The organism is Streptomyces pratensis (assembly GCF_037137275.1).
In the GTDB taxonomy this organism is placed as follows: Bacteria; Actinomycetota; Actinomycetes; order Streptomycetales; family Streptomycetaceae; genus Streptomyces; species Streptomyces pratensis_B.
Genome location: NZ_JBBBEN010000082.1, coordinates 51,232 through 65,878, shown reverse-complemented (window position 1 = coordinate 65,878; position 14,647 = coordinate 51,232). Strand labels below are relative to the sequence as shown.

15 protein-coding genes are annotated in these 14,647 nt (G+C 72.7%); 1 reads left to right on the top strand and 14 read right to left on the bottom strand.

The window, feature by feature from the left end; genetic code table 11:
* Window positions 1-18 precede the first annotated feature (18 nt).
* The 7 genes from V9U70_RS10665 to V9U70_RS10635 all read right to left on the bottom strand — a co-directional run bounded on the left by V9U70_RS10665 (window position 19) and on the right by V9U70_RS10635 (window position 6,111).
* Complete coding sequence (locus V9U70_RS10665) at window positions 19-1,047, bottom strand: GTPase Era (RefSeq protein WP_336674265.1); 1,029 nt, start codon at window positions 1,045-1,047, stop codon at window positions 19-21.
* 166 nt (window positions 1,048-1,213) lie between these two features.
* Window positions 1,214-1,567, bottom strand: a complete 354-nt coding sequence (locus tag V9U70_RS10660) for a cytidine deaminase (protein WP_336674264.1) — start codon at window positions 1,565-1,567, stop codon at window positions 1,214-1,216.
* Between the two features lie 75 nt (window positions 1,568-1,642).
* Entirely contained in the window at window positions 1,643-1,996 is a 354-nt protein-coding gene (locus V9U70_RS10655; RefSeq protein WP_336674263.1) for an MmcQ/YjbR family DNA-binding protein, read from the bottom strand.
* On the bottom strand, window positions 1,993-3,291 hold the full coding sequence (locus V9U70_RS10650; protein ID WP_336674262.1) for a hemolysin family protein: 1,299 nt from the start codon (window positions 3,289-3,291) through the stop codon (window positions 1,993-1,995). The genes V9U70_RS10655 and V9U70_RS10650 overlap by 4 nt, the downstream gene beginning before the upstream one ends.
* A complete protein-coding gene (gene ybeY, locus V9U70_RS10645; RefSeq protein WP_336674261.1) occupies window positions 3,288-3,785 on the bottom strand; it encodes an rRNA maturation RNase YbeY in 498 nt (165 codons plus the stop codon). The genes V9U70_RS10650 and ybeY overlap by 4 nt, the downstream gene beginning before the upstream one ends.
* Before the next feature lie 12 nt (window positions 3,786-3,797).
* Window positions 3,798-4,865, bottom strand: coding sequence for a PhoH family protein (locus V9U70_RS10640; protein ID WP_336674260.1), 1,068 nt, complete (start codon window positions 4,863-4,865; stop codon window positions 3,798-3,800).
* A gap of 142 nt (window positions 4,866-5,007) precedes the next feature.
* A complete protein-coding gene (locus V9U70_RS10635) occupies window positions 5,008-6,111 on the bottom strand; it encodes a carbohydrate kinase family protein (RefSeq protein ID WP_336674259.1) in 1,104 nt (367 codons plus the stop codon).
* A gap of 393 nt (window positions 6,112-6,504) precedes the next feature.
* Here V9U70_RS10635 and V9U70_RS10630 point away from each other — a divergent pair, with 393 nt between their 5' ends.
* Entirely contained in the window at window positions 6,505-7,845 is a 1,341-nt protein-coding gene (locus tag V9U70_RS10630) for an MFS transporter (protein WP_336674258.1), read from the top strand.
* Here V9U70_RS10630 and V9U70_RS10625 read toward each other — a convergent pair.
* The 7 genes from V9U70_RS10625 to hrcA all read right to left on the bottom strand — a co-directional run bounded on the left by V9U70_RS10625 (window position 7,830) and on the right by hrcA (window position 14,567).
* Window positions 7,830-8,822, bottom strand: coding sequence for an adenosine deaminase (locus V9U70_RS10625; RefSeq protein WP_336674314.1), 993 nt, complete (start codon window positions 8,820-8,822; stop codon window positions 7,830-7,832). The genes V9U70_RS10630 and V9U70_RS10625 overlap by 16 nt on opposite strands.
* A gap of 53 nt (window positions 8,823-8,875) precedes the next feature.
* Complete coding sequence (locus tag V9U70_RS10620) at window positions 8,876-9,784, bottom strand: ribonuclease Z (protein WP_336674257.1); 909 nt, start codon at window positions 9,782-9,784, stop codon at window positions 8,876-8,878.
* Window positions 9,785-9,888: 104 nt separating this feature from the next.
* Entirely contained in the window at window positions 9,889-10,248 is a 360-nt protein-coding gene (locus V9U70_RS10615; protein ID WP_336674256.1) for a histidine triad nucleotide-binding protein, read from the bottom strand.
* A gap of 213 nt (window positions 10,249-10,461) precedes the next feature.
* On the bottom strand, window positions 10,462-11,205 hold the full coding sequence (locus V9U70_RS10610) for a 16S rRNA (uracil(1498)-N(3))-methyltransferase (RefSeq protein WP_336674255.1): 744 nt from the start codon (window positions 11,203-11,205) through the stop codon (window positions 10,462-10,464).
* On the bottom strand, window positions 11,202-12,275 hold the full coding sequence (locus V9U70_RS10605) for a nitronate monooxygenase (RefSeq protein WP_336674254.1): 1,074 nt from the start codon (window positions 12,273-12,275) through the stop codon (window positions 11,202-11,204). The genes V9U70_RS10610 and V9U70_RS10605 overlap by 4 nt, the downstream gene beginning before the upstream one ends.
* Before the next feature lie 132 nt (window positions 12,276-12,407).
* Window positions 12,408-13,550: a molecular chaperone DnaJ gene (gene dnaJ / locus V9U70_RS10600; protein ID WP_336674253.1), complete on the bottom strand. Its 1,143-nt coding sequence runs from the start codon at window positions 13,548-13,550 to the stop codon at window positions 12,408-12,410.
* Window positions 13,551-14,567 (bottom strand): heat-inducible transcriptional repressor HrcA, encoded by a 1,017-nt coding sequence (gene hrcA, locus V9U70_RS10595; RefSeq protein WP_336674252.1) that lies wholly within the window; start codon window positions 14,565-14,567, stop codon window positions 13,551-13,553.
* Window positions 14,568-14,647: the final 80 nt, after the last annotated feature.

The following is a 14,647-nucleotide window of genomic DNA, read 5'->3' as shown; positions in this document are numbered from 1 at the left end:
CCGGTCCGCCGCACGCCTCTAGAACCCCAGTTTGCGCAGCTGCTTGGGGTCGCGCTGCCAGTCCTTGGCGACCTTCACGTGCAGGTCGAGGAAGACCGGCGTGCCGAGCAGCGCCTCGATGTGCTTGCGCGACTTGGTGCCGACGTCCTTGAGCCGTTTGCCCTTCGGGCCGATGATGATGCCCTTCTGGCTGGGCCGCTCGATGTAGACGTTGGCGTGGATGTCCAGCAGCGGCTTGCCCGCCGGCCGGTCCGCGCGCGGCAGCATCTCCTCCACGACGACCGCGATGGAGTGCGGCAGCTCGTCGCGCACGCCCTCCAGGGCCGCCTCGCGGATCAGCTCCGCGACCATGACCATCTCCGGCTCGTCGGTGAGGTCGCCCTCCGGGTAGAGCGGCGGGCTCTCGGGGAGCAGCGGGGCGATGAGGTCGGCGAGCAGGCCCACCTGGCCCGCTCCTCGTCCGCCGCCCCCCTGGCCCGGGGCGCCGCGTCCCGCTTCCTGTTCCTCCGTGACCGCCGAGACCGGCACGATCTCCGCCCACTCGAAGCCGAGCTCGTCGGCCAGAGCGGAGACGGCGAGGAGCTGCTCTGCGAGCGCCTTGGGCTCGACGAGGTCCGTCTTGGTGACGATGGCGATCTTGGGGGTCTTCTTGATCCCCGCGAGTTCCTTGACGATGTACTTGTCACCCGGTCCGAGCTTCTGGTCCGCGGGCAGGCAGAAGCCGATGACGTCGACCTCGGCCCAGGTGGTCCGCACGACGTCGTTGAGCCGCTCCCCGAGGAGTGTGCGCGGCTTGTGGAGGCCGGGGGTGTCGACCAGGATCAGCTGGGCGTCGGCGCGGTGCACGATGCCGCGCACCGTGTGCCGGGTGGTCTGCGGCCGGTTGGAGGTGATCGCCACCTTCTGGCCGACGAGAGCGTTCGTGAGGGTGGACTTGCCCGCGTTGGGACGGCCCACGAAGCAGGCGAAGCCGGCCCGGTGGGGGGAGGTGGTCTCCGACTGCTGAGCAGCGGCTTCTTGGTTCGGTCGAGCGCTCATGGCGACCATTCTCCCCGATCGCGGCGGCACTGCCGCACAGTGGGCCGCGCCCGGCCGGCGGCAGGCGCCCCGTCCGTACGCGAACGCCCCGGTGAGGGACGCTCACCCCGTGCCCGCCCGGCCCCGCGGAGCCGGTGTCGTGCACGGGGTGAGAGGGGCGGGCCGAGGGCCGGTCTCAGCCGGCTGTGGCACGCAGTCGCAGGGCCCCGTCCGGGCCCGACAGCAGCACCGGGGTCCCGGGCCCGCCCAGGTCCCGCACCGCTGCCCGGTCGTCCGCGGTGAGCTCCGCGGCGGCGGAGACCACCGCCGCGGCCTCCAGGGAGGACGCACCGCTGGCCACCGCCATGGCGACGGCGGTCTGGAGGGCGCTGAGCCTCAGCGACTCCAGCGCCACCGTGCCCGCGACATACGTACGTCCCGTCTCGTCCCGTACGGCCGCGCCCTCGGGCACACCGTTGCGGGCGCGGGCGCTGCGCGCCAGCGTGACGAGCTTGCTGTCCTCGGCGTCGAGGCCGGTGGTGTCTGTCATGGCACGAGCATACGAAGGCCCCGGCGGGCCGGGGTCACTCGCCCCGGTCGCCGGGCGGCCGGGGCCTGCCCCGGCCTACGGGCGGTCCAGGCGCAGTCGCTGCGCCTTGGGGAGCTGGGCGACCACCAGGTCGTAGGAGTCCTCGACCATCTCGCGCAGCAGCCGGTCCGGGACGCCGGAGACGGTCACCGTGTTCCAGTGGCGCTTGCTCATGTGGTGACCGGGCACGATCGCGGAGTACGTCTCGCGGAGCCGGATCGCCTCGTCCGGGTCGCACTTGAGGGTGACCGAGAGCGGGCGTCCGTCGAGCGCGGTGAGGGCAAACATCCGGCCGAGCACCTTGAAGACCGAGGTCTCGGGCCCGAACGGGAACTCCTCCGCGCTCGCGCCGAACTCCAGGCAGAAGGCCCGCAGCCGCTCGGGGGTCATGGCGTCTCCTGCTCCTGGGACGGCTTCTCCTCCGGCTCCACCAGCACCGTGACGATCTTGTTCCGGCGGCCCGCCGGGGACTCGGCGGTCAGCCGGAGCCGCCGGCTGTCGGGCAGGTCGACGACGGCCGACGCGCCGGCGATCGGCACCCGGCCGAGCGCCTTGGCGAGGAGCCCGCCGACGGTCTCCACGTCCTCGTCGTCGTACTCGTCCAGTCCGAAGAGATCGCCGAGGTCGCCGATGTCGAGCCGCGCGGTGACCCGGTAGCAGCCGTCCTCCAGCTCCTGGACGGGCGGCAGCTCCCGGTCGTACTCGTCGGTGATCTCACCGACGATCTCCTCCAGGATGTCCTCGATCGTGACGATGCCCGCCGTGCCGCCGTACTCGTCGATGACGACGGCGACGTGGCTGCGGTCCCGCTGCATCTCGCGCAGCAGGTCCCCGGCGTTCTTGGTGTCGGGGACGAAGGCGGCGGGACGCATCGCGGTGGAGACCGGGTCGGCCTCGGAGTCCCGGTTGATGTGCGTCTTGCGGACCAGGTCCTTGAGGTAGACGATGCCGACGATGTCGTCCTCGTTCTCGCCGGTGACCGGGATGCGGGAGAAGCCGGAGCGCAGTGCGAGCGTGAGGGCCTGGCGGATCGTCTTGTAGCGCTCGATGGAGACGAGGTCGGTGCGCGGCACCATGACCTCGCGGACCAGGGTGTCCCCCAGCTCGAAGACGGAGTGCACCATGCGGCGCTCGTCGTCCTCGATGAGCGACTCCGCCTCGGCGAGGTCGACCATGGCGCGCAGCTCGGCCTCGCTGGCGAACGGCCCCTTGCGGAACCCCTTGCCGGGAGTCAGCGCGTTGCCCAGGAGGATGAGGAGCTGGGGGACGGGCCCCATGATCCTGGCCAGCGGGAGCAGGACGTACGCCGAGGCGGTCGCCGTGTTGAGCGGGTGCTGGCGGCCGATGGTGCGCGGGGAGACCCCGATGGCCACATAGCTGACGAGGACCATCACGCCCATCGCGACGGCCAGCGCCTCCCAGGTCTCGGGGAGCTCCTGGAGGCAGGCGTAGGTGACGAGCACCCCGGCCGCCATCTCACAGGCGACCCGCACCAGCAGGGCGACGTTCAGATACCGCGTGGGGTCGGCCGCGATCTGGGCCAGCTTCGCGCTGCCGCGCCGGCCGGTGCGGGCCGCCTCCTCCGCCCGGAAGCTGGAGGTGCGGGCGATGCCCGCCTCCGCGCAGGCGGCCAGCCAGCCGACCATGACCAGCAGCACGGCACCGGTGATCAGTGGCGCGCTCACGAGACGGTGGGCGCGGGGGACGCGCCGGTGAGCCCGTGCTCACCGCGCCAGCCGTCGACGATCGCGGCCTGGAGGCCGAACATCTCGGCCTTCTCGTCCGGCTCCTCGTGGTCGTACCCCAGCAGGTGCAGCACTCCGTGGACGGTCAGGAGCTGGAGCTCCTCGTCCATGGAGTGCTGCGTCGGGGCTTCCTCGCCCTGCTTCTTCGCGACCTCGGGGCAGAGCACGATGTCGCCGAGGAGCCCCTGCGGGGGCTCCTCGTCGCCCTTGGCCGGCGGACGCAGCTCGTCCATCGGGAAGGACATGACATCGGTCGGGCCCGGAAGGTCCATCCACTGGATGTGCAGCTGCTCCATGGCGGCGGCGTCCACCACGATCACCGAGAGCTCGGACAGCGGGTGAATCCGCATCCGGGCCAGTGCGTAGCGGGCGATGTCGAGGATCGCCTGCTCGTCGACCTCGGTTCCGGACTCGTTGTTGACGTCGATCGACATGGTGCGCTGCGACTACTTCCCGTTGCGACGGCCGCGACGGCCGTCTTCCCGGCCGTCCGCGCCACCGTCTCCTTGACCGTTGCGGCTGTCGTACTTCTCGTACGCGTCGACGATACGGCCGACGAGCTTGTGCCGGACGACATCCTGGGAGGTGAGGCGGGAGAAGTGCACGTCGTCCAGGCCCTCCAGGATCTCCTGGACCTGACGCAGTCCGCTCTTGGTGCCGCTCGGCAGGTCGACCTGGGTGATGTCACCGGTGATGACGATCTTGGAGTCGAAGCCGAGGCGGGTGAGGAACATCTTCATCTGCTCGGCGCTGGTGTTCTGCGCCTCGTCCAGGATGATGAAGGCATCGTTCAGCGTCCGGCCCCGCATGTACGCCAGCGGCGCCACCTCGATCGTGCCCGCCGCCATCAGCCGCGGGATCGAGTCCGGGTCGAGCATGTCGTGCAGGGCGTCGTAGAGCGGGCGGAGATACGGGTCGATCTTGTCGAACAGGGTGCCCGGCAGGAAGCCGAGCCGCTCCCCCGCCTCGACCGCGGGGCGGGTCAGGATGATGCGGCTGACCTGCTTGGACTGGAGCGCCTGGACCGCCTTGGCCATGGCGAGGTAGGTCTTGCCGGTGCCCGCCGGGCCGATCCCGAACACGATCGTGTGCCGGTCGATCGCGTCGACGTACCGCTTCTGGTTGAGCGTCTTGGGGCGGATGGTGCGGCCGCGGTTGGAGAGGATGTTCTGCGTGAGCACCTCTGCGGGCGTCTCGCCCTGCGGGTCCCCCTGCCCCTCGCCGCTCGCCCTGAGCATGGCGATCGACCGTTCCACTGCGTCCTCCGTCATCGGCGCTCCGGTGCGGAGCACGAGCATCATCTCGTCGAACAGGCGTTGGATGAGCGCGACGTCGGCGGCCTCGCCCGTAGCACTGATCTCGTTGCCCCGGACATGGATGTCGGCTGCCGGGAAAGCCTCTTCGATCACGCGCAACAGCGAGTCGCCCGATCCGAGGAGCATCACCATGGGGTGTGCGGCCGGAATCCTGATGCGGGCGCGCGCCTGCGGCTGCTGTATGGGTGTCTGAGTCATGGGCCGGCCCTAGGGCCTGCGCATACCTCCCGTTGCAGGGTTGTCGCTGATCGACGACCTCCGGACTACCAAGCCTACGACCTGTCGGTGACAACGCCGAGAGCTTTTACCGGCCGGGAGCCGTCGGCCTGCCGTCGTCCGGTCAGCGGCGGAACCCGATCGTGGGCACCGCGCGCCGCAGCGGCCAGGAACGCGCCGCGGCGGGCAGCAGCTCCTCCAGGAACGCGTAGCGCTCCAGAGCCGCGGGGTCCTGGCCCTCGCAGGCGCCGATCCGCTGCCACCAGGCGGCGACCTCGGCCCAGCCGGGCGCAGAGAGGGAGCCGCCGAACTCCTGGACCGAGAGGGCCGCGGTGAGCCCGGCGAAGGCGAGCCGGTCGGCGAGCGGCCAGTCGGCGAGGGTCCCGGTGACGAACCCGGCGACGAAGACGTCGCCCGCGCCGGTGGGGTCGAGCGCCTCCACCTGGATGGCGGGCACCGCGGCGTGGGCGCCGGTGCGCCCGTCGACGGCGTAGGCTCCCTCGGCCCCCAGGGTGACCACGGCGAGCGGGACGCGTTCGGCGAGCGCGTGGGCGGCGGCGCGCGGGCAGTCGGTCGCGGTGTAGAGCATCGCCTCCTGGGCGTTGGGCAGGAACGCCTCGCAGTGCGCCAGGTCGGGCAGGGCGTCCAGGTCCCAGCGGCCGGTCTCGTCCCAGCCGACGTCGGCGAAGATCCGCGCGCCGTTCCCGGCCGCGGAGGCGACCCAGGGCTCGCTGCGGCCCGGGACGAGCGAGGCGATGGCGGCACGGGCGCGTGGCGGGCACCGCGGGAAGTCGCGGCCGGGGACGGCCGCGCCGCCCGGGAGCGGGGCCTCGTGGCCGTGCGAGACCATCGTGCGCTCACCCTCGTACGCCATGGAGACGGTGACCGGCGAGTGCCAGCCGGGGACGGTGTGCGACATGGAGAGGTCGATGCCCTCCCCCTGCTCCAGGGCGTCCCAGCAGTACTCCCCGTAGTGGTCGTCCCCGAAGGCGGCGGCCAGCGCGGTGCGCAGGCCGAGCCGGGCGAGCGCGGTGGCCATGTTGGCGACGCCGCCGGGGCTGGAGCCCATGCCCCGGGCCCAGGACTCCGTGCCGCGCACGGGGGCGCTGTCCAGGCCGGTGAAGATGATGTCGAGGAAGACCGGGCCCGTCAGATAGACGTCGCAGGCGGGGTCCAGCGGGGCGCGCAGCGCCATCAGCGGGTCGATGCCTGGCGTGTCCGTGCTCACGGTGCGCTCCCGGTCGTGCGGCGGGCCCCGCCGGGGCCCGGACAGTGTGCGGTGCGGCCCAGTCTGCCCGACGCGCCGACGCGGACGGAGCCTCCTCACCGGTCCGCGCACAGCAGGTGCGACCTGCGTAAACGTGCGCTGATACCCGCGTTCTCCCGGCATAAACTCACCTGTGAGCCAGATCACATCGACGGAGCTTCCGGAAGGCCGGGGGCGCTTGATACAAATTGCCCCGCGCGCACCTTCGGGGGACGTTCTCCGACGAGAGCCGCGCTTCCTCCGCATTCCCTCGCAATGCCGCGCACTTCCGCGTTCCTTCGCGGTGCGCTCCCCGCGCCACCCTCACCCCCCTTCCCTCCCCCTGCCTGCTCAGGCATGTCCTCAGGAACGCCCATGTCCTCGCGCCCGCGCGCCGCGTGGCCCTTGGTCGCCGTGTTCACCGCCGGTTACCTCGCCGCCTATCTGCTCCCCACCATCGTCGGCCGGCTCAGCGCCCATCTGGGGCTGGCTCCCGCTCAGGCGGGCCTGGTCGGAAGCGCGTTGCTGCTCAGCTCGGCCTGCGCCGGCTTCGCGCTGGCGGGCCGGGTCGAGCGGTACGGGCCCCGCACCCCGGCCCGGGCCGGGCTGGTGCTCGCCGCCGTGGGGTACGGCGGCGCCGCGCTGGCCGACTCGGTGCCGCTGGTGGTGCTGAGCGTGGTGGCCGGCGGCCTCGGCTCCGGGACGGCGACGGCGGTCGCGGCGGCCGGCATCGCCGCGCAGCGCGACCCGCAACGGACCTCCTCGCTCGGGCTGCTCACCGTCTCCGCCACCGCGGGCGTCCTGTATCTGACGATCCCCCATCTCGGCGGCGGTCACCGGCTGCCCTTCGCCTCGGTCGCCCTGGTCGCCCTGCTCGCCTGGCCCGCGACCGCCCGGCTCTGCGGCGACGCGGCGTCCGGGGAGCCCTCGGCCCAGGTCACCGGCCGTCTCCCGCACCGCCGTTCCGGTCTGGTGCTGGCGGGCGGCATGCTCGTCTGGTCCATGGCGCAGAACGCGCTGTGGGGCGTCAGCAGCCGTATCGGCGTGGTCCAGGCGGGGCTCTCCGAAGTCACCGTCGGCGCGGTGTTCGCCGCCGCACTCGGCGCGGGACTGCTCGGCGTGGCGGGGGCGGGGCTGCTCGGCGCGCGGCTCGGCCGGGCGGTGCCGATCGGGGTGGGGACCGTGGTCATCGCGGTGAGCATCGTGCTCAGCTCCTCGGCCCGGGGCCTCGGCTCCTTCGCGACCGGGGAGGTGCTGTGGAACGCCGTCTACCCGGTGGTCCTGTCCTACCTGATCGGCCTGGCCGCCTCACTGGACGTACGCGGCCGCTGGGCGGTCCTGGCGGGTTCGGCCTCCTCCGTGGGGGTGGCCTGCGGCCCGCTGCTGGGCAGCGTGCTCTCCGAGGAGGCGGGCTACCCGGCGATGGGCCTGATCCTCGGGGCGGCCACCCTGCTGGTCGCCGCCCCGGTGACCGCCGTGGCCCTGCACACCGGCGGCCGGCCTCTGGCGCCCGGCTCCGTGCGCCGTCGCGGCGGCGCGCCGGCGGCGCTGCTGGCCGCGACCACCGGCAGCCTGCCCGGCGCCGTGCCCAAGCTCGGGTCGCCGGAGCAGGCCGTCACGGAGCTGGCCGCACCGGCGCTGCGCCGCGGGCGGCTGGTGCGCAGCGCGATCCGGACGGCCGGCCCGGACGGCGGGCCCGGTCAGTCGAACACGTAGGCCTCGACCTCGGCCAGGTAGCGCGCCCGGCGCTCCTCGTCGTGGTCGAGGAAGGCCGCCTCGAAGGAGTTGCGGGCCAGGGTGCGCAGTTGTTCCCGGTCGAGGGCGAGCGCCTCCTGGACGGCGTCGAAGTTGTCCCCGGCGTATCCGCCGAAGTAGGCGGGGTCGTCGGAGTTCACCGTGCACAGGAGCCCCACGGCCATCATGCGCGGCAGCGGATGGTCCTTGAGGGTGTCGACCGTGCGCAGCCGCACATTGGACAACGGGCAGAGCGTGAGCGGCACCCGGTCGGCGACCAGCCGCCGCACCAGTTCCGGGTCCTCCAGACAGCGCAGCCCGTGGTCGACGCGCTCGACGCCGAGGACGTCCAGGGCCTCGCGGATGTACTCCGGCGGGCCCTCCTCCCCGGCGTGGGCGACCTTGCGCAGGCCCAGGGCGGAGGCCGCCTCGTACACCGCGCGGAACTTGGCGGGCGGGTGGCCGACCTCGGCGGAGTCCAGGCCCACGGCGCTGATCCGGTGCAGGTAGGGCCTGGCAGCGTCCAGGGTGCCGAGGGCCGATTCGGCGGAGAGGTCGCGCAGGAAGCACATGATCAGCTGGGTGGAGACGCCGTGCTTCTCCTCGCTGCGCTCCAGCGCCCGGCCGAGTCCCTCGATGACGGCGCCGATCGGGACGCCCCGCGCGGTGTGGGCCTGCGGGTCGAAGAAGATCTCGGCGTGCCGCACGCCCTGGGCGGCGGCGCGGGCCAGATAGGCGTCGGCGAGTTCGGTGAAGTCCTCCTCCGTGCGCAGCACGGCCATCAGCGCGTAGTACAGGTCCAGGAAGGACTGGAGGTCGTCGAACCGGTAGGCCGTGCGCAGCTCGTCGGTGGTGGCGTAGGGCAGGGGCACCCCGTTGCGCTCGGCGAGGGCGAAGGCCAGCTCGGGTTCGAGGGCGCCTTCGATGTGAAGGTGGAGTTCTGCCTTGGGGAGGTGCACGGTGTCTCGCAAACGGTGGTGCTGATGGGGGGTCACGGGATACGGCGGTGGGGTCAGCGGTGCCGGGAGGGGACCGGGACCCGCATCAGGTCCTGGGCGACGGTCAGTTCGCCGTCGAACCCGGCGGCGCGGGCCTGGGTCTCGAACAGCCCCGGGTCGTCGTAGCGCTGGGAGAAGTGGGTCAGCACGAGGTGGCGCACGCCCGCCTCCTTCGCCACCCGCCCTGCCTGTCCGGCGGTCAGGTGGCCGTGGTCGGTGGCCAGCCGCACGTCCTCGTCGAGGAAGGTCGACTCGATGACGAGCAGGTCGCAGCCCTCGGCGAGCGCGTCCACCCCGTCGCAGAGCCGGGTGTCCATGATGAAGGCGAACCGCTGCCCGCGCCGGTGCTCGGACACCTGCTCCAGGGTGACGCCGCCGAGGGCCCCCTCGCGCTGGAGGCGCCCCACGTCGGGTCCGGCGATGCCGTGCGCGGCGAGCCGCTCGGGCAGCATGCGCCGGGTGTCGGGCTCGGTGAGGCGGTAGCCGTAGGACTCGACGGGGTGCGAGAGCCTGCGGCTGTCCAGGGTGTACGCGCCGGTGGCGGCGAGGACTCCGTCGGCGGCGACCGGGGCTTCGGTCAGCTCGACGGTCTCACGGTAGGCCGTGGCGTACCGCAGCCGGTCGAAGAAGCGCTGCCCGCTCGCCGGGTAGTGCGCGGTGACCGGGTGCGGCACCTGGTCGAGGTTGATCCGCTGGATCACTCCGGCCAGCCCCAGCGAGTGGTCGCCGTGGAAGTGCGTGACGCAGATGCGGTGGATGTCGTGCGCGGCGACCTGGGCCCTGAGCATCTGCCGCTGGGTGCCCTCGCCGGGGTCGAAGAGGATGCCCTCGCCGTCCCAGCGCAGCAGGTAGCCGTTGTGGTTGCGGTGCCGGGTGGGCACCTGGCTGGCGGTGCCGAGCACCACCAGCTCGCGTACGGACATGGGGAGACGTTCCTGCTTTCCGGGGGCGGTCCGGGCCGGCCGGCAGCCCGGCGGGGGGCCGGGGAGGACTAAGGGGCGTCCGGCGGATCAGAGCCGGACGCCCCCTAACCGGGGGGCCACTCAAGGCCTCGGCCGCCCAGGACGTGGGCGTGTGCGTGGAAGACGGTCTGTCCCGCGCCGGAGCCGGTGTTGAGGATGATCCGGTAGCCGGTGCCGTCGACCTGCTCGTCGGCGGCCACCTCTCCGGCCTCGCGCAGCACGTCCGCGGCTACCTGCGGCTCCGCGGCGGCCAGCGAGGCGGCGTCCGGGTAGTGGGCCTTCGGGATGACCAGGACGTGGGTGGGCGCCTGCGGGTTGATGTCGCGGAAGGCGACGGTGGTCGCGCTCTCGCGGACGATGGTCGCCGGAATGTCCTTCGAGACGATCTTGCAGAACAGGCAGTCGGGCTGCGGCGCTCCCGCCATGGCCGGGCCTCCTCGTCGCTGGTGATCGGTACAGGGGCATGCTATCGCCGGGCCGCCGGGGGCCGCGGCACGCGTCGGGCGACTCGGGCCCGGGGACACGGGCCCGGTGTCCAGGGGTGGCCCGGCCCCGGCAGCCCGCCTCCGGCGGCGCGGGCCCGAGGGCCGTGGCCGGGTGGTGGGGCCCGGCCGCGCCTCCTCCGGGGCGTCGGAGGTTCAGCCCCAGCGCCCCGTGCGCCCCAGCAGCAGGGCGGTCGCGGCCGTCCCGGCGGTGGAGGTGCGCAGCACGCTGCGGCCGAGCCGGTAGGGGCGGGCCCCCGCCTCGGCGAAGGCGGTCAGTTCCTGCGGGGAGACGCCGCCCTCGGGGCCGACGACGAGCACGATCGTGCCCTGCGCGGGGAGTTCGGCGGTGGCGAGGGGCTCGCTGTCGCACCCCGGGTCCTCGTGCAGGACGGCGGCGAAGTCCGCGGCGGCCAGCAGATCGGCGACCTGCCGGGTGGACCGGGCCTCCGCCACCTCGGGGAAGCGCGCCCGGCGGGACTGCTTGCCCGCCTCCCGTGCCGTGCTGCGCCACTTGGCCAGGGACTTGGCGCCCCTGTCGCCCCGCCACTGGGTGATGCAGCGGCCCGCCTGCCACGGCACGATCGCGTCGACGCCGGTCTCGGTCATCGTCTCCACGGCCAGCTCACCCCGGTCCCCCTTGGGGAGGGCCTGGACGACGGTGATCCGGGGCGCGGGCTCCGGCTCCTCCCGGACGTCCCCGACCGTGACCAGCAGGCGGTCCTTGCCCTCACAGGCGCGTACGACTCCGGCCGTCCAGCGGCCGAGGCCGTCGGTGAGGACGACCTGCTCCCCGGCCTCCAGCCGCCTGACGGACACGGCGTGCCGGCCTTCGGGGCCGTCCAGGACGAACTCGGGCCCGGTGGGCACCTGTTCGACGACGAAGACCGGTGCGGTCACCGGGGGCTCCTCATGGTCAGGGCCGACCGGGCGGCCTCCAGTTCCGCGGCGAGCAGCTCGACCAGCTCGCCGGCGGGCAGTTCACGGGCCATCCGGTGGCCCTGCCCGGCCCACAGCGCCATGCCCTGGGCGTCCCCGGCCTCTGCCGCCGCCCGGCGCAGTCCGCTGGTGAGGTAGTGGACCTGCGGATAGGCGGCGGGGGCGTACGGGCCGTGCTCGCGGACGAAGCGGTTGACCAGACCGCGGGCGGGCCGTCCGGAGAAGGCACGGGTCAGCTCGGTGCGGACGAACAGCGGATTGGTCAGGGCCTGCTTGTGCAGCAGATGCGCCCCGGATTCGGGGCAGGCCAGGAAGGCGGTGCCGAGCTGGGCGGCGTCGGCGCCCGCGGCGAGGACCGCGGCGATCTGCGCACCGCGCATCAGGCCGCCCGCCGCGACGATCGGGAGCTGCACGGTCTCGCGGACCTGGGCGACGAGGGAGAGGAGCCCGGTGCCGGTGTGGTCGGCCTGGGGGTCGTCGCGGTGCGTGGACTGGTGGCCCCCCGCCTCGACGCCCTGGACGCAGAGCGCGTCGGCCCCCGCCCACTGGGCGGCCTGGGCCTCCTCCGCGGAGGTGACCGTCACGATGGTCCGCGTCCCCACCCGGGCGAAGGCGTCGAGGGTGTCGCGGGTCGGGCAGCCGAAGGTGAAGGAGATGGCCGGGACCGGGTCCTCCAGCAGGATCGCGACCTTCGCCTCGTAGCCGTCGTCCCCGCTGCTGTCGGGATCGCCGAGCGGGGTCTCGTACCAGGAGGCCTCACCGGCGAGCTGGTGGCGGTAGACCTCGACGGCGCTGGGGTCGGCCAGTGCGGGCTGCGGCATGAAGAGGTTCACGCCGAACGGCCCACCGGTGAGCCGGCGCACCTGTTTGACCTCGTTGTACATCCCGTCCGCGGTCTTGTACCCGGCGGCCAGGAAGCCGAGCCCGCCGGCTTCGGCGACGGCCGCGGCGAGCTGAGGTCCGGACGTCCCGCCCGCCATCGGGGCCTGCACGATCGGATACCGGCAGAGATCGGTCAAGTCGGAGGACATAACCGCATCGTGCCACGTCCGCCGCATGGGGCCGAATCAGCCGGTCGACGGCCTGACCGGTTCTCCCGCCCAACGCCGCACCGCCCACCGGTACGGAACCGACGGGCGGTGCGGTGAGAGGCGGGAAGCGGTTCAGCGACCGTTGAACGCGTCCTTCAGACGGGAGAAGAGCCCCTGCTGACCTGGCTGGAACTGACCGGTGGGCCGCTCCTCGCCCCGCAACTTGGCCAGCTCCCTCATCAGCCGCTCCTGCTCCGCGTCGAGCTTGGACGGCGTGATGACCTCGACGTGCACGATCAGGTCGCCCCGGCCGCCGCCGCGCAGATGCGTGATCCCGCGCCCGTGCAGCGGCACGGACTGGCCGGACTGGGTGCCGGGGCGGATGTCGATCTCCTCCATGCCGTCCAGCGTCTCCAGCGGGCACTTGGTGCCCAGGGCCGCGGCCGTCATCGGGATGGTGACCGTGCAGTGCAGGTCGTCGCCGCGCCGCTGGAAGACTCCGTGCGACAGCTCGTGGATCTCGACGTACAGGTCCCCGGCCGGGCCCCCGCCGGGGCCGACCTCGCCTTCGCCCGCGAGCTGGATGCGGGTGCCGTTGTCGACGCCGGCGGGGATCTTCACGGTGAGGGTGCGCCGCGAGCGGATGCGGCCGTCGCCGGCGCACTCCGGGCAGGGGGTCGGCACGACCGTGCCGAAGCCCTGGCACTGCGGGCAGGGCCGGGAGGTCATGACCTGGCCCAGGAAGGACCGGGTGACCTGGGAGACCTCGCCGCGACCGCGGCACATGTCACAGGTCTGGGCGGAGGTGCCGGGGGCCGCGCCCTCGCCGCTGCACGTGGTGCAGACGACCGCGGTGTCGACCTGGATGTCCTTGGTGGTGCCGAAGGCGGCCTCGGAGAGGTCGATCTCCAGCCGGATCATGGCGTCCTGGCCGCGGCGGGTGCGGGAGCGGGGCCCCCGCTGCGAGGACGTTCCGAAGAACGCGTCCATGATGTCGGAGAAGTTGCCGAAGCCACCGGCTCCGAAACCGCCCGCACCGCCCGCGCCGCCGCCGTTGCCGGACAGCGGATCACCGCCGAGGTCGTAGACCTGCTTCTTCTGCGGGTCCGAGAGGACTTCGTAAGCGGCGTTGATCTCCTTGAACCGCTCCTGGGTCTTCGGGTCCGGGTTGACATCCGGGTGCAGCTCGCGCGCGAGCCGACGGAATGCCTTCTTGATCTCGTCCTGAGAGGCGTCGCGGCGCACGCCGAGTACGGCGTAGTAGTCCGTGGCCACTTACGACTCCGCCAGGATCTGTCCGACGTAACGTGCCACTGCGCGTACCGCTCCCATCGTTCCGGGGTAGTCCATGCGGGTCGGTCCGACCACGCCGAGTTTGGCGACTGCCTCGTCGCCCGAACCGTAGCCGACCGCGACGACGGACGTGGAGGTGAGTCCCTCGTGGGCGTTCTCGTGCCCGATCCGTACGGTCATGCCCGAGTCCGTCGCCTCACCGAGCAGCTTCAGCAGAACGACCTGCTCCTCCAGTGCTTCCAGCACCGGCCGGATCAACACCGGGAAGTCGTGTCCGAAGCGGGTGAGGTTGGAGGTGCCGCCGATCATCAGCCGCTCCTCCGTCTCCTCCACCAACGTTTCGAGGAGGACGGAAAGGACCGTGGAAACGGTCCCCCGGTCCTCGCTGTCGAAGGATTCCGGCAGCTCCTGCACCAGCCGCGGGACATCGGCGAAGCGGCGTCCGACGACCCGGCTGTTGAGCCGGGCCCGCAGATCCGCGAGCGATGCCTCGCCGAACGGCGCAGGGCAGTCGATCATACGCTGCTCGACCCGGCCGGTGTCCGTGATCAGGACCAGCATCAGCCGGGCCGGGGCCAGCGACAGCAGCTCCACGTGCCGCACCGTCGAACGGGTCAGCGAGGGGTACTGCACGACGGCGACCTGCCGGGTGAGCTGCGCGAGCAGCCGCACGGTCCGGCCGACCACGTCGTCGAGGTCGACCGCGCCGTCGAGGAAGTTCTCGATCGCGCGGCGCTCGGGCGAGGACAGCGGCTTGACGCCCGCGAGCTTGTCGACGAAGAGGCGGTACCCCTTGTCGGTCGGGATGCGCCCCGCGCTCGTGTGCGGCTGCGCGATGAAGCCCTCGTCCTCCAGCACCGCCATGTCGTTGCGCACGGTGGCAGGCGAGACCCCGAGACGGTGCCGCTCTGTGAGCGCCTTGGAGCCGACGGGCTCCTCCGTCCCGACATAGTCCTGGACGATGGCGCGCAGCACTTCGAGTCTGCGTTCGCTCAGCATCGCGCACACCTCCAACGGTGGTTCTCCGGCGGCCGTCTGGCACTCTGCGTGTCCGAGTGCCAGCTGTCCCGCCTGTCAGT